At 70.3% G+C, this 13,770-nt stretch carries 11 protein-coding genes; 3 read left to right on the top strand and 8 right to left on the bottom strand.

The window, feature by feature from the left end:
- Positions 1-81: 81 nt before the first annotated feature.
- Positions 82-1,818, bottom strand: a complete 1,737-nt coding sequence (gene oxc, locus AB0F81_RS07925) for an oxalyl-CoA decarboxylase (protein WP_360192746.1) — start codon at positions 1,816-1,818, stop codon at positions 82-84.
- A gap of 470 nt (positions 1,819-2,288) precedes the next feature.
- Between oxc and AB0F81_RS07920 the strand changes: the two genes are divergently transcribed.
- A complete protein-coding gene (locus AB0F81_RS07920) occupies positions 2,289-2,498 on the top strand; it encodes a hypothetical protein (protein ID WP_360192743.1) in 210 nt (69 codons plus the stop codon).
- Positions 2,499-2,505: 7 nt separating this feature from the next.
- Here AB0F81_RS07920 and AB0F81_RS07915 read toward each other — a convergent pair whose 3' ends face one another.
- The 5 genes from AB0F81_RS07915 to frc form a co-directional block, all read right to left on the bottom strand.
- Positions 2,506-3,498 (bottom strand): TerC family protein, encoded by a 993-nt coding sequence (locus AB0F81_RS07915; protein ID WP_360192741.1) that lies wholly within the window; start codon positions 3,496-3,498, stop codon positions 2,506-2,508.
- Positions 3,498-4,055 carry a hypothetical protein gene (locus tag AB0F81_RS07910; RefSeq protein WP_360192738.1) on the bottom strand — a complete coding sequence of 186 codons (558 nt, stop codon included), beginning with the start codon at positions 4,053-4,055 and terminating at the stop codon, positions 3,498-3,500. The genes AB0F81_RS07915 and AB0F81_RS07910 overlap by 1 nt, the downstream gene beginning before the upstream one ends.
- 20 nt (positions 4,056-4,075) lie before the next feature.
- Complete coding sequence (locus tag AB0F81_RS07905) at positions 4,076-5,479, bottom strand: Nramp family divalent metal transporter (protein ID WP_360192735.1); 1,404 nt, start codon at positions 5,477-5,479, stop codon at positions 4,076-4,078.
- Positions 5,480-5,739: 260 nt separating this feature from the next.
- Complete coding sequence (locus AB0F81_RS07900; protein WP_360192732.1) at positions 5,740-7,893, bottom strand: acetate--CoA ligase family protein; 2,154 nt, start codon at positions 7,891-7,893, stop codon at positions 5,740-5,742.
- 19 nt (positions 7,894-7,912) lie between these two features.
- Positions 7,913-9,142, bottom strand: a complete 1,230-nt coding sequence (gene frc / locus AB0F81_RS07895) for a formyl-CoA transferase (RefSeq protein WP_360192730.1) — start codon at positions 9,140-9,142, stop codon at positions 7,913-7,915.
- A gap of 266 nt (positions 9,143-9,408) precedes the next feature.
- On the opposite strand from frc, the gene sucC reads away from it, so the two are divergent.
- Both sucC and sucD read left to right on the top strand, forming a co-directional pair.
- The gene (sucC, locus tag AB0F81_RS07890; protein ID WP_360192727.1) at positions 9,409-10,587 is read left to right on the top strand and encodes an ADP-forming succinate--CoA ligase subunit beta; all 1,179 of its coding nucleotides are present in this window, start codon (positions 9,409-9,411) and stop codon (positions 10,585-10,587) included.
- Positions 10,588-10,592: 5 nt separating this feature from the next.
- Complete coding sequence (gene sucD, locus AB0F81_RS07885; RefSeq protein ID WP_360192930.1) at positions 10,593-11,468, top strand: succinate--CoA ligase subunit alpha; 876 nt, start codon at positions 10,593-10,595, stop codon at positions 11,466-11,468.
- Positions 11,469-11,492: 24 nt separating this feature from the next.
- Here the strand turns inward: sucD and fdhD are convergent, their stop codons facing one another.
- Positions 11,493-12,359: a formate dehydrogenase accessory sulfurtransferase FdhD gene (gene fdhD / locus AB0F81_RS07880; protein WP_360192724.1), complete on the bottom strand. Its 867-nt coding sequence runs from the start codon at positions 12,357-12,359 to the stop codon at positions 11,493-11,495.
- Between the two features lie 16 nt (positions 12,360-12,375).
- Complete coding sequence (locus AB0F81_RS07875) at positions 12,376-13,749, bottom strand: OFA family MFS transporter (protein WP_360192721.1); 1,374 nt, start codon at positions 13,747-13,749, stop codon at positions 12,376-12,378.
- Positions 13,750-13,770: the final 21 nt, after the last annotated feature.

Below are 13,770 nucleotides of genomic sequence, written 5' to 3'. Positions count from 1 at the left end.
TTCTGCCAGGACTGTGCGGGCACGGATCAGTGGGCGGCCCGCGCCGGCGGGCCGCCCACACGCATCCCGGTCCGGTCGCCCTCAGCGCTGCACCGTGATGCCCTTCGGGTTGAGGTGGGCGATGTTGCCGCTCTCGGTGCCGTCGGCGGGGTCGATGATGCAGTCGATGAGCGCGGGCCGGCCCAGCGCCAGGGCCTCGCGAAGGGCGGCGGCGACCTCGTCCGGCGTCGTCGCCCGGTATCCCTTGCCACCGAACGCGGTGATCATCACGTCGTGCCGGGCCTGCAGGGCGGTGGGGGCGGGATCCCCGGAGGCTGCCGACGCGGCGTCGCCCCGGTAGACACCGCTGTTGTTCATCACGACCGTGACGACGGGCAGGCCGTAGCGGCAGATCGTCTCGAGCTCCATGCCGCTGAACCCGAACGCGCTGTCGCCCTCGATGGCGACGACCGGGTCTCCGCTCTCGACCGCGGCGGCGATCGCGAATCCCATGCCGATGCCCATCACGCCCCAGGTGCCGCTGTCGAGACGGTGCCGCGGCACCCGCATGCCGATCGTGTTGCGTGCCAGGTCCAGCGCGTTCGCGCCCTCGTTGACCACGTACGCCCGGGGGTTCTCCCGCAGGACGTCACGGATGGCCTGCAGCGCGCCGAGGAACTTCATCGGGTGTGCGGTCTCGGCGGCCTTGAGTCGCTTGGTCATCTTGGCGACGTTCTCCGCCGAGCGGGCCGAGAGCTCGTCGCGCCACGGTGCCGGGGCCGCGATCCGGCCGGGTCCGGTCCGCTCGATCAGGGCCTGCAGCACCGAACCGACGTCACCGACGAGCGGCGCCGCGATGGGCTGGTTGCTGTCCAGCTCGGTGCTGTCGATGTCCACCTGGATGAACGTGGCGTCGGGGTTCCACTGCGGCGCGTCGCCGTGCCCGAGCAGCCAGTTCAGCCGGGCGCCGACGAGCATCACGACGTCGGCCCGGCGCAGGGCCAGCGACCGGGTGCTGGCCACCGACTGCGGGTGGTCGTCGGGCAGCAGGCCTTTCGCCATCGACATGGGCAGGTAGGGCACGCCGGTCAGCTCGATGAACTGGCGGATCTGGTCGTCGGCCCGCGCGTACGCGGCGCCCTTGCCGAGCACGACGAGGGGCCGCTCGGCGCCCGCGAGCAGGTCGATCGCGCGGTCCAGCGCCGCGGGTTCGGGCACCTGCCGCGGCGCCGGGTCGACGACCCGCCACAGCGACGCCGCGCCCAGGTCGGCGTCGATGACCTCGCCGAGGACCGCGGCCGGGATGTCCAGGTAGACCCCGCCCGGCCGGCCCGACACGGCGGTGCGGATCGCGCGGGCGATGCCGCGGCCGATGTCCTCCGCCCGGTGCACCCGATAGGCCGCCTTGGCGAACTGCCGGGCCGCCGCCAGCTGGTCCATCTCCTCGTAGTCGCCGCGCTGCAGGTCGACGAGGTGCCGCTCGCTGGACCCGGAGATCTGCACCATCGGGAAGCAGTTCACCGTGGCGTTGGCGAGCGATACCAGTCCGTTGAGGAAGCCGGGGGCGGACACCGTGAGGCAGATGCCCGGCTTGCCGGTCAGGAAGCCGGCCGCCGCCGCCGCGTGGCCGGCGGCGCTCTCGTGCCGGAAGCCGACGTAGCGGATGCCGGACGCCTGGGCGAGGCGGGCCAGGTCGGTGATGGGGATGCCGACGACGCCGTAGACGGCTTCGACCTCGTTGAGCTTGAGCGCGTCGACGACCAGATGGATCCCGTCGGTGAGTTTCTTCGCGCCGACGGCGTCGCCGGCGTCTGATTCCCGGAGTGAAGCGATGGTCATGATCCGAGCCCTCCATGGTCGCGCGACGTCCCATATTGCATACCGTATGGGGTAGGCAATAATCGTGGACCACGCCGGGGTGGGGTGTCTAGAGGGCGGGGGCCGGTGGCTTTGGTCACTCGATCGTTTTTTGTATACCGAAGCCTGTATTCTGGAGGAGCCGAACAGGCACCCGTCGCCAACGGGACGAGCGCTAGGGTTTGTGGTGGCACGCCAGTGGGTAGGCGCCCGGCGTAACACCTTCACACCGTGAGCCCCGCCCCGCGTCGTCCGCCGTGGGCAACCCCCGCGGGCCGGCGCTGCGGCGACAGACATAGATCCGGCGACCCGGATGTGCCCGGCCCCACCAGGCCCACCCGAGTGTCCTGCCGGACCACCGTCCCGCACGGTCGTCCACCGTCCGGTCCGGTGCGCACGGTCCCGGGAAGCGTCGTTTCCCGGGAAGATCGACAAGCAGGAGTGATGTTGTCATGACCACCTGGCGCAAGTTCTCACGTACTCTGGCCCGCCTCACCGACCGGCTGGCCCTGCCCTCCGGCTTCCCGGCCGACGGCCGCTCCCTCGGTCTCGGCCTGGCGGCCGCGCTGGAGAACCAGCGCCGCACCGCCCGGCCGAGCGACGAGGAGATCGCGCGCTTCCTCCGCGGCTCCGCCCCGGACGAAGGCTTGATCAAGGCCTGACCACCGGTCAGCTCGCATCCCGGTCCGCCGTCACCGTCTCCGGGGCGGCGGGCCGCTGCTCCACCTCGCTCCGCCGCGACTTCATCAGGCTGGCGACAGTGGTGATCAGCAACGTGCCGACGATGACCCCGAGCGAGACGGTGATCGGCACCGCCGGCGCCCAGGACACCCCGTCGTGGTGCAGCGCCTCCAGCATCAGCTTGACGCCGATGAAGGCCAGGATGAACGCCAGGCCCTTGCTGAGGTAGACCAGCCGGTCCAGCAGCCCACCCAGCAGGAAGTAGAGCTGCCGCAGGCCCATCAGCGCGAAGACGTTCGCGGTGAAGACCAGGTACGGCTCCTGGGTCAGCCCGAAGATCGCCGGAATCGAGTCGAGCGCGAACAGCAGGTCGGTGGTGCCGATCGCGACCATCACGATCAGCATCGGCGTGACCATCCGCCGGCCGTCCACCCGGACCAGGATCGAGGAGCCGTGATACGACTCCGTGGTCGGCAGGATCCGCTTCGCCGTACGAAGCGCGAAGTTCTCCGAGAACTCGTCCTCGTGCTGCGGGCCGACCAGCTTGATCGCGGTGTAGATCAGGAACGCCCCGAACAGGTAGAACAGCCAGTCGAAGCGTGCGACCGCCGAGGCGCCGGCCGCGATGAACACGCCCCGCATCAGCAGCGCCAGCACGATGCCGATCAGCAGCACCTTCTGCCGGTACCGCACCGGCACCGCGAACCGGCTCATGATGATGATGAAGACGAACAGGTTGTCGACGCTGAGCGAGTACTCGGTGAGCCAGCCGGCGAAGAACTGGCCCGCGTAACCGGCCCCGCTGGTCGCCATCAGCACGAACCCGAAGGCGACCGCCGCCAGCACGTAGAAGCTCACCCAGCCGACGCACTCCCGGAAGGACGGTTCGTGGGGGTTCCGGGCGACCAGGTAGAAGTCGAGGGCGATCATCGCGACGAAGCCGATGATCGTCACGGCCCACACCCAGATCGGTAGATTCATCAGGCTCCTTTTGATCGAACGGCCCGGGCTGCGGCCCGCGCCTGCCGGCGGTGCTCGCGCGCCTTCCACTGCGCCTCGGCGTGCCGCAGGTAGAACTGGTACAACCGCTCGGCCCGCGGGTTGCCGTGCCGGATCCGGCGCAGCCAGCCCGGCGTCACCCGCTCGTACAACCAGCTGAACCCGATCGCGAAGCCGAGGCTGACGATCGCCTGGTACGCGAGGAAGCCGAGCACATCCGGCGGCAGGGCGGGCCGGCCTGCGAGGAGCAGGCCGACCAGCACCTCGTGCGCCAACCGGGCGAGGGGGAACCCGGCCAGCCAGTACAGCGCCGTCGGAGCGAACACCCCCGGTGTGAGCGTTCCGGCCGCCTGCAGCAGCCCGAAACCCCCGCCGAGCAGCACCAGCGGCAGCCCGAGCGCCACACCGGTGGCCAGCGCCCAGTCGACGGGCTGGCCCGCGACCAGGGCCAGGCCGAGGGCCGCCAGCCCGGCGACCGCGCCGATGCCGGCGCCGGGCAGTGCGAGGAGGCCGAATTGACGTAGCTGCCGGCCGGTCATGGTCTTCCCCTTCCGGCTCACTAGATGACCACGCCGAACCGGGCCAGGCTGTAGATCAGCATGCCCAGGTAGAACACCGCGCCGAACCCGATCACCACGTTCTGCACGATGCCGGGACGGATCGGTTTGGGCAGCATCCGGTTGTTCACCAGCAGCAGGACGACGCAGTACGCGCCCATCGCGAAGGTGGACAGGAAGGCCAGCACGTCGAGGATGGCGCCCGGACCGTCGGCGGGGCCGAAGTTCAGGATCAGGATGCCGAACGTGATGACGCCCCAGAGGAAGCCGGCGTAGATCTTGGACATGCTGAACCGCTTCGCGCCCGGCACGAAGTGGTACGTCATGTCGGACTGTCCCCGGGAGAACGAGTCGAACAGGCCGAGCGTGGCGTTGAGCCCGATCAGTGCGATGAATCCGAGGAACACGCCGTGCAGCACCGGCGCGCCGGCCGAGGCGAAGGCGTCCGCCATGGCGGTCAGCGCGACCTCCCGATCGCCGTCGCGGATCAGTTCACCGACGTTCGGGTTCTCCCGGACGGCGGTCTGGGCCAGCACGGTGAACGAGATCGTGACCAGCATGGTCACACCCCAGAAGAGCAGCAGGGCGTCGAAGGTCACCCAGCGCCGCCAGCCCTTCCACTTCTTCATCTCCTCCGGGTTGTCGGTGTCGAACATGAAGCCACGCGACGGCATCGCCTCCTGCTCGTTCGCGTGCCGCAGGCCGCGGATCTGCGGGATGTGCGCACCCATGCCGGCGCCGGAGTCGCGCAGGTGCAGCGTGTACCACATCTGCTGCATGCCGGACGGGCCGGCGAAGGCGATCGCGCCGACGATGACCGGGAACCAGGTCGCCGACATCGCCTCGTCCGGCAGGTAGCCGAAGTGGAACATGCCGCCGAGCGTGGAGGTGACGTCGCTCCACCGGCCGACCAGCGAGGCGACCACCGAGGTGCTGATCACGAGGAGGCCGATCAGCACGCCGAGCAGGCTCTCCAGCAGCGGGTAGATCACTTTGGCCAGGCTGAACAGCACGCCGACCAGGATCAGGCCGATGCAGGCCGTGACTTTCCACGGTATGCCGGTCACCTCTTCGAAGGCGGCGGCGCCGGTGGAGAGGTGACCTGGCCAGATGTAGACCAGGATCGCCGTGACGAAGAAGAACCACATCAGTGGCTTGAAGACCCGGGCGGCGCCGAAGAAGATGCTCTCTCCGGTGGCCATCGCGTACCGGGCCATCTCCAGCATGACGAACGCCTGGAGGGTGACACCGATCAGGAAGAGCCATCTGATCTCCGGCCCGAAGATCAAGACCAGGCGGGGCCACATGTACGACTCGCCCATGCCCACGCCGAGCGCGACGAGGAACACGGTCGGGCCGAGCAGGTGAACCGAGGGCGGCGCCTTGGGCAGCTCCCTGATCGGCATCGGTTCGAGCCGGCCGGCCCGCCATACTCGATCGTCAGGGACAGTGGTGGTAGCGGTGGATGTGGTCGTGCCAATCGTCGGATCGGTGGGCGAGGGGGTATTCGAAGCGTCCACTCTTGGACCTCCTGGGATTCCGGCGCCGCGCGAACCGAGGATGGGCCCGTACGGCGTCTGGTGTCCTTTGTGACCCTGGCCGTGGAGCGGTCGCTATGTCGCTAGTGGCCCCTCCGACTGCCCGGTGTGGTGGATCTGTGCACGACTCAGCGGCCGTCCCGTTGACCGCCGAGCAGACCGGCGGAGCGTGCCCACCGGTACTTCGCACCGAGCACGGCGACGGGCTTCTCCGTGGTGTACGGATAGGCGACGATGCCATGCCGGTACAGGTGTTCGCTGGCCTCCTCGACCTCGACGTCTCCGGCGAGCGAGGCGACCACGGGCTTGTTGACGCCCTTCGCGCGAAACTCCTCGACCACGTCCACCACCAGTTCGGCGAAGACCATCGGCGGGGTGACGATGGTGTGCCAGTAGCCGAGGATCAGCGAGTGGATGCGCGGGTCGGACAGCCCGAGCGCGATGGTGTTGCGGTAGGTCGAGGGCGGTTCGCCGCCGGTGATGTCGATCGGGTTGCCGGCGGCGCCGAACGGCGGGATGAACCTGCGGAACGCCTCGTCGAGGTCGCCCGGGATCTCCATCAGCGTGAGCCCGTTGTCCACGCAGGCGTCCGAGAGCAGCACCCCGGAGCCACCGGCGCCGGTGATGATGACGACGTTCTCGCCCTGCGGGGTGGGCAGCAGCGGGATGCCGCGGGCGTACTCCAGCAGGTCGTTGAGGCCGGGGGCGCGGATCACGCCGCTCTGCCGCAGGATGTCGTCGTAGACCCTGTCGTTGCCGGCCAGCGCGCCGGTGTGCGAGCTGGCCGCCTTGGCGCCCTGGTCGGTACGGCCGGCCTTGAGCACCAGCACCGGTTTGGTCGCCGACACCCGCTTGGCGGCCCGGGCGAACGACCGGCCGTCCTTCAGGTCCTCCAGGTGCATGGCGATGAGCTGGGTGTTCGGGTCGCTCTCGAAGAACGTCAGCAGGTCGTCCTCGTCGATGTCGGCCTTGTTGCCGACCCCGACGATCGCGGACACCCCCATCTGGGCGGACCGGCTGAAGCCGAGGATGGCCATCCCGATGCCACCGCTCTGCGAGGAGAGCGCCACCCCGCCCTTGACGTCGTACGGGGTGCAGAACGTCGCGGACATGCTCTCCGGCGTGTAGTAGTAGCCGTAGATGTTCGGTCCGAGGATGCGTACGCCGTGCCGGCGGGCGATCGCGAGCACCTCGGCCTGCAGCTCGTGGTTGCCGATCTCGCCGAAGCCGGACGGGATCATGATCGCTCCGGCCGCGCCCTTGACGCCGACCTCCTCCAGCGCGGCCGGCACGAACTTGGCCGGGATCGCGAAGATCGCGACGTCGACCGGGCCGGGCACGTCGGAGATGCTCTTGAACGCCTTGCGGTCCAGGATCTCGGTGGCCTTCGGGTTGATCGGGTAGATCTCGCCCTGGTAGCCGCCGTTCACCAGGTTTTTCATCACCGAGTTGCCGATCTTGCCGGACTCGGCGGAGGCGCCGATCACGGCGATCGAGGCAGGCCGCATGATCCGGTTCATGCCGGTCAGGATCTGCTCGTCGGTGAACTGCTCCGGGCGCTCGGCGGCCTTGGGGTCGACCAGGATCCGTACGTCCACCGCGGTCGCCGCGGTGGAGGTGGCCAGCACCGGGTTGAGGTCGACCTCGGCCAGCTGCGGGAAGTCGGTGACCAGGTCCGAGAGCCGGACGATCAGGTCGGACAGAAGCTCCCGGTTGGCCGGCTCGGCGCCGCGGACGCCGCGCAGGATCTCGGCCGAGGCGATGCCGTCGATCATCGACAGCGCGGTGGCGGTGTCGGTGGGGGCCAGCCGGAAGGTGACGTCCTTGAGCACCTCGACCAGCACGCCGCCGAGGCCGAAAGCGACGATCTTGCCGAACGTCGGGTCGGTCACCGTGCCGACGATGACCTCGTGCCCGGTGGTGAGCTGCTGCTGCACCTGCACCCCGACGATCGTCGCGTCGGCCTGATAGGCCTTCGCGTTGGCGATGATCGTGTCGTAGCCGGCCGCGACCTCAGCGGCCGAGCCGAGCCCGACCAGCACGCCGCCGGCTTCGGTCTTGTGCAGGATGTCCGGCGAGACGATCTTCAGGACCACCGGCAGGCCGATCTTCTCGGCCAGCGCCACCGCCTCGTCGGCGCTGCCGGCCAGGCCCTCGCCCGGCGTGGCGATCCCGTACGCCTCGACCACCAGCCGCCCCTCGGGAGCGGTCAGCGAACTGCGTCCCTCGGCACCGGCCAGCTCCAGCACCCGGCGCACGGCTTCGCGGTCGTAATTCGGCATTGCGTCTCTCCTTAGTGAGTCAGACGGCGCCGGCGGCACGCAGCTCGCCGATCACTTGCTCGCTGTAGCCGAGCTCGCCGAGCACCTGCTCGGTGTGCTCGCCGAGCAGCGGGGAACGCTCGATGTCGACGGCGGAGTCGGACAGCTTGATCGGGTTGCCGACCGTCTTGAACGGGCCCCGCTCCGGGTGGTCGACCTCGACCACCGAGCCGAGCGCGGCCAGGGTCTCGTCCTCGATCAGCTCCCGGGTCGACAGGACCGGTCCGCACGGCACGTTGCGCGCGTTGAGCTGCTCCATGACTTCCTGCTTGGTGTGCCGCTCGGTCCACTCCTCGATCAGCGCGAACGCCTTGTCGAGCTTGTTCAGGCGCGCCTGCGGGGTGCTCCAGGCGGGGTCCTCGGCCAGCTCGGGCTTGCCGATCAGCTCGCAGATCGGCTTCCAGCCGACCGGCTGGATGATCACGTAGATGTAGTCGTTCGGCCCACCCGGGGCACAGCGCACGGCCCAGCCGGGCTGGCCGCCGCCGGAGGCGTTGCCGGAACGGGGCACCTCGTCGCCGAAGTTCTCGTTGGGGTACTCCCCCAGCGGCCCGTGGGCCAGCCGCTGCTGGTCGCGCAGCTTCACCCGGCACAGGTTGAGCACCGCGTCCTGCATGGCGACCTGCACGCGCTGGCCACGGCCGGTGTGGGTGCGCTGGTAGAGCGCGGCCAGGATGCCGGCGACCAGGTGGATGCCGGTGCCGGAGTCGCCGATCTGGGCCCCGGTCGCGGTCGGCGGGCCGTCCTCGAAACCGGTGGTGCTCATCGCGCCGCCCATCGCCTGGGCGATCACCTCGTACGCCTTGAAGTTGGCGTAGCGGCCGGCGCCGAAACCCTTGATGGAGGCGTAGATCAGGCGGGGGTTGATCTCCTGCAACGTCTCCCAGGGGAAGCCGAAGCGCTCGACCACGCCCGGGCCGAAGTTCTCCACCAGGATGTCCACCTCGGACACCAGTTTGGTGAAGACCTCCTTGCCCTGCGGATGCTTCATGTTGAGGGTGATGCTGCGCTTGTTGGCGTTGAGCATCGTGAAGTAGAGGCTGTCCACATCGGGAATGTCCCGCAGCTGTGAGCGGGTGATGTCACCCTGGCCCGGAGCCTCCAGCTTGATGACGTCCGCGCCCAGCCAAGCCAGGATCTGCGTGGACGACGGGCCGGACTGAACATGTGTCATGTCGAGGACCCGAACGCCCTCCAGTGCCTTACCCATGAGCGAACCTCCTGTGTGCGCCACGCCGTGCACGTCGGACCGTGGAGCTGGTGCCACCGCTGCTGGGGGTCTCACCCGCTGCCAGCTTCGGGGATTGCATACCGTATGGGGTAGGCAATATCGTGGCGCATGTAACAGCTAGGTGTCTAGAGGATCGCGGAACGTTTTCGCCCGGCACCTTCATCGCTTTCGATCGCGACTCCACTCCCGTCCGGCGTGTCCGTGCACGCCGGGCACCCACCCGAGGTCAACAGAAGGGAGGCCCGGTGGATCTGTTGGAGCACCAGGCACAGGAACTCTTCGCCAAGCACGGCGTACCGGTCAGCCGCAGCCGCGTCGCCAGCACCCCCGACGAGGCCCACGCGGCCGCCGCCGAGATCGGCGGGCGCGTGGTGGTCAAGGCCCAGGTCAAGACCGGCGGCCGGGGCAAGGCCGGCGGGGTCCGGCTGGCCGACGGCCCGGACGCGGCACGCGAGGTCGCGACCGCGATCCTGGGCATGGACATCAAGGGCCACACCGTGCACGAGGTGCTGGTCACCGAGGCCGGTGACATCGCCGAGGAGTACTACGTGTCGCTGCTGCTCGACCGGTCCCACCGGTCGTTCCTCGCGCTCGCCTCCCGGGAGGGCGGCGTCGAGATCGAGCAGGTGGCGGCCGAGAACCCGGGCGCGCTGGCCCGGCTCCCGGTTGAGCCGGGCACCGGACTCGACCGGCCGCAGGCGCTCCGGCTGGCCGCCGGCGCCGGCCTTCCGGACGACGTGCACGAGCAGGTCGCCGGCATCCTGGTCCGCCTCTGGAACGTGTTCCGCGCCGAGGACGCCACCCTGGTCGAGATCAACCCGCTGGCCCGGCTGGCCGACGGCACCGTACGCGCGCTGGACGGCAAGGTGACCCTGGACGACAACGCCCGGTTCCGCCAGCCCGGCCACCCGCAGTACGTCGACGTCAGCGCCACCGACCCGCTGGAGAGCCGCGCTGCCGAGAAGAACCTCAACTACGTCAAGCTCGACGGCTCCGTCGGCGTCATCGGCAACGGCGCCGGCCTGGTGATGAGCACCCTGGACGTGGTCGCCTACGCGGGCGAGCAGTTCGGCGGGGTGAGACCGGCGAACTTCCTCGACATCGGCGGCGGCGCCTCGGCCCAGGTGATGGCGGACGGCCTGGAGATCATCCTGAGCGATCCCGGCGTGCGCAGCGTGCTGGTCAACGTGTTCGGCGGCATCACCGCGTGCGACGCGGTCGCCGACGGCATCGTCCAGGCCATCGGGCTGCTCACCGGCCCGGGCGAGACGATCGGCAAACCGGTGGTCGTGCGACTGGACGGCAACAACGCCACGCAGGGGCGCAAGATCCTCGCCGAGGCGGCGCTGCCCGGCGTGATCAGCGCGGACACGATGGACGGTGCGGCGCGGCTCGCCGCCGAACTCGCCGGCAAGGGGGCGTGAGCACCATGGCAATCTTCCTCACCGACAAGAGCCGGATCCTGGTCCAGGGCATCACCGGCGCCGAGGGCAGCCGGCACACCCGGCGGATGGTCGCCGCCGGCACGAACATCGTCGCCGGGGTCACTCCCGGCAAGGGCGGCCAGGACGTCGACGGCATCCCGGTGTTCAACAGCGCCGCCGAGGCGGTCGAGGCGACCGGCGCCGACACCACGGTGGTCTTCGTACCACCCCGCTTCGCCAAGGCCGCGGTGATCGAGGCGATCGACGCCGAGCTGAGCCTGGCCGTGGTGCTCACCGAGGGCATCCCGGTGCACGACACCGCGGCGTTCTGGGCATATGCCCAGGCGGCCGGCAACGGGACCCGGATCATCGGGCCGAACTGCCCCGGCCTGATCAGCCCGGGCCGGTCCAACGCCGGCATCATCCCCGCCGACATCACCGAGCGCGGGCGGATCGGCCTGGTCAGCAAGAGCGGCACCCTGACCTACCAGATGATGTACGAACTGCGGGACCTGGGCTTCTCCACCTGCGTCGGCATCGGCGGCGACCCGATCATCGGCACCACCCACATCGACTGCCTGCAGGCGTTCCAGGACGACCCCGAGACCGAGGCGATCGTGATGATCGGCGAGATCGGCGGGGACGCGGAGGAACGCGCCGCCGAGTACATCCGGGACCACATCAGCAAGCCCGTGGTCGGCTACGTGGCCGGGTTCACCGCGCCCGAGGGCAGGACGATGGGGCATGCCGGCGCGATCGTCTCCGGATCGTCCGGAACCGCGGCCGCCAAGCAGAAAGCCCTGGAGGCGGTCGGCGTCCTGGTCGGCAGGACACCGTCCGAGGCCGCCGCGCTGATGCGCGAAACGCTGTCGGCACGCTGACCGGCGGCTCTCAGCCCGTGCGGGTCAGCTGGGCTCCCCTCCGGCAAGCTGACCCGCACGCCGGTCGCGCCCCATCACGCGGTGCGCACCGGCGTACACGTTCATCGACGCGCCGCGCAGGAAGCCGATCAGGGTGAGCCCGGCGTCGGCCGCCAGGTCGGCGGCGAGCGAGGACGGGGCGGAGACCGCGGCGAGCGCCGGGATGCCGGCCATCACCGCCTTCTGCACCAGCTCGAACGAGGCCCGGCCGCTGACCATCAGGACGGTGTCGCGCAACGGCAACCGGCCGTCGCGCAGCGCCCAGCCGACGACCTTGTCGACCGCGTTGTGCCGGCCGACGTCCTCGCGCAGGCAGTGCAACCGCCCGTCCGCGGCGAACAGGCCCGCGGCGTGCAGCCCACCCGTACGGTCGAAGACCCGCTGTGCGGTGCGCAGCGTGCCGGGCAGCGTGCTGATCACCCCGGGATCGAGCCGGATCGGGTCGTCGCGCACCGGCCAGGCCGCGACGGTACGCACCGCGTCCAGGCTCGCCTTGCCGCAGAGCCCGCACGACGAGGTGGTGTAGAAGTTGCGTTCCAGCGACGGGTCCGGCGGCGCCACCCCGGCGGCCAGGACCACGTCGACCACGTTGTAGGTGTTGACCCCGTCCGCCGTGGCGCCCGCGCAGTACCGGATCCCGGCGATCTCCCCGGCCCGCCGCACCACGCCCTCGCTGACCAGAAACCCGGCGGCCAGGTCGAAGTCGTCGCCGGGCGTGCGCATCGTCACCACCAGGGAGCGCCCGTTCACCCGGATCTCCAGCGGCTCCTCGGCCGCCAGGGTGTCGATCGGCTCGCCGGCCACCCCGTCGACGATCCGCACCACCCGGCGCCGGCTGGTCACCCGTCCCATGTCGCCACCTCCCTCGTCACAGCCGGTCGACGGGAAGCGTCGACGGCAGCCGCACCCAGGCCAGCCCGGGCTGGCGCATCCAGCGGGTCAGTGCCGCGCCGAGCAGGCCGAGACAGCCGGCCACCACGAACGGCACGACGGAGTCCGGGTTCGTCACCACCAGCCCGGCGAGCACGATCCCGGCCACCCCGCCGACCGCCTTTCCGCTGTAGACGATCCCGTAGTTCGGCACGGTCGCGTCGTCACCGAACCAGTCCCGGACCAGGCTGACCAGCAGCGAGTAGCCCGCCCCGGCGCCGGCGCCGGCCAGCACGGCGAAGCACACCAGCGCCGCCGGATGGTTGTCGTTGGTCGCGGCCGCGAGCAGGCCGAACTGGGCCACCCCACCGATCAGCAGGGACAGGCCCAGCGTCCCGCGCCGGCCGATCCGGTCGGCCAGCGAGCTGGTCACCGCGCGGCCGATCCCGTTCGAGGCGGCGAGCGCGCCCATCGCGACGACGAGGGTCGAGGCCGACAACCCCCGGGTGTACGCGGCGCCGGCGAGGTAGGCGATGTCGAACAGCGCCATGGCCGCGGTGAGCACCACGACCACGAACATCATCGGCAGCATGCCGCTGCGCAGCGCGGCCAGCGGCGGATAGGGCCGGGTGGCCGGCCGGTTGTGCGGGATGCTGCGGTTGAGCCGCCGGTCGATGGCCCAGCGTTGCGGGTCGATCTGCGCCGGCCACCAGTTCCTCGGCGGCTTGCGCATCAGCAGCCCGCAGCTCGCCACCACCCCGAAGACGATGACCGCGGTGGCGTCCAGCACGGCCGTCCGGTTCGCCGGGTCGAGGGCGTAGCCGGCCACCACGACGAACGGGATCGCGCCGTAACCGAACGCGGCGCCCACCATCGCCACCCGGGAGGCGAGCCGCTCGGGGAACCAGTCGGTGACCGTGGCGATACAGGTCATGTAGACCAGGCCGGCGCCGAAGCCACCCAGCACCGAATAGCCCAGCAGCACGCCGGCCAGATCATCGCTGTGCGCCAGCGTGACCAGCGCGGCCAGGCAGCAGGTCGCACCGATCAGCATCGGTACGGCGAGCCGCACCCGCACGCGCCGGTACAGCCACCCGCCCAGCGGCGAGCCGGCCGCCTGGGCGACCACCCAGAGCCCGAGGACACCGAACGCCTGCCACACGCTCCACCCGGTCGCCTCGACGAGGGTCGGCAGGGCCGCGCCGAACCCGTACTGGAACAGGCTGATGGCCAGCATCGCGGCCAGCGGCACCCCGACCATCCACGATCGCGATCGGCCCAGCAGGTCCCGGTCGCTCTCGCCGACCCGGTAGCGGCGGCCGTAGAAGTCCCTGACCTCGCGTACGGCCAGGTCGTCACTGGATTCGATCATCTGGCACCTCCGGGCGACTAT

The organism is Actinoplanes sp. NPDC024001, assembly GCF_040638955.1.
GTDB lineage: Bacteria > Actinomycetota > Actinomycetes > Mycobacteriales > Micromonosporaceae > Actinoplanes.
This window is presented reverse-complemented; position numbering and strand designations above follow the sequence as displayed.

Excerpts from the sequence above, each read along its gene's own strand:
- AB0F81_RS07920 (WP_360192743.1), top strand. The coding sequence starts at position 2,289 with ATGACCACCTGGCGCAAGTTCTCACGTACTCTGGCCCGCCTCACCGAC.
- AB0F81_RS07900 (WP_360192732.1), bottom strand. The coding sequence starts at position 7,893 with ATGCCGAATTACGACCGCGAAGCCGTGCGCCGGGTGCTGGAGCTGGCC.
- AB0F81_RS07875 (WP_360192721.1), bottom strand. The coding sequence starts at position 13,749 with ATGATCGAATCCAGTGACGACCTGGCCGTACGCGAGGTCAGGGACTTC.
- oxc (WP_360192746.1), bottom strand. The coding sequence starts at position 1,818 with ATGACCATCGCTTCACTCCGGGAATCAGACGCCGGCGACGCCGTCGGC.
- frc (WP_360192730.1), bottom strand. The coding sequence starts at position 9,142 with ATGGGTAAGGCACTGGAGGGCGTTCGGGTCCTCGACATGACACATGTT.
- AB0F81_RS07915 (WP_360192741.1), bottom strand. The coding sequence starts at position 3,498 with ATGAATCTACCGATCTGGGTGTGGGCCGTGACGATCATCGGCTTCGTC.
- AB0F81_RS07905 (WP_360192735.1), bottom strand. The coding sequence starts at position 5,479 with ATGCCGATCAGGGAGCTGCCCAAGGCGCCGCCCTCGGTTCACCTGCTC.
- fdhD (WP_360192724.1), bottom strand. The coding sequence starts at position 12,359 with ATGGGACGGGTGACCAGCCGGCGCCGGGTGGTGCGGATCGTCGACGGG.
- AB0F81_RS07910 (WP_360192738.1), bottom strand. The coding sequence starts at position 4,055 with ATGACCGGCCGGCAGCTACGTCAATTCGGCCTCCTCGCACTGCCCGGC.
- sucD (WP_360192930.1), top strand. The coding sequence starts at position 10,593 with ATGGCAATCTTCCTCACCGACAAGAGCCGGATCCTGGTCCAGGGCATC.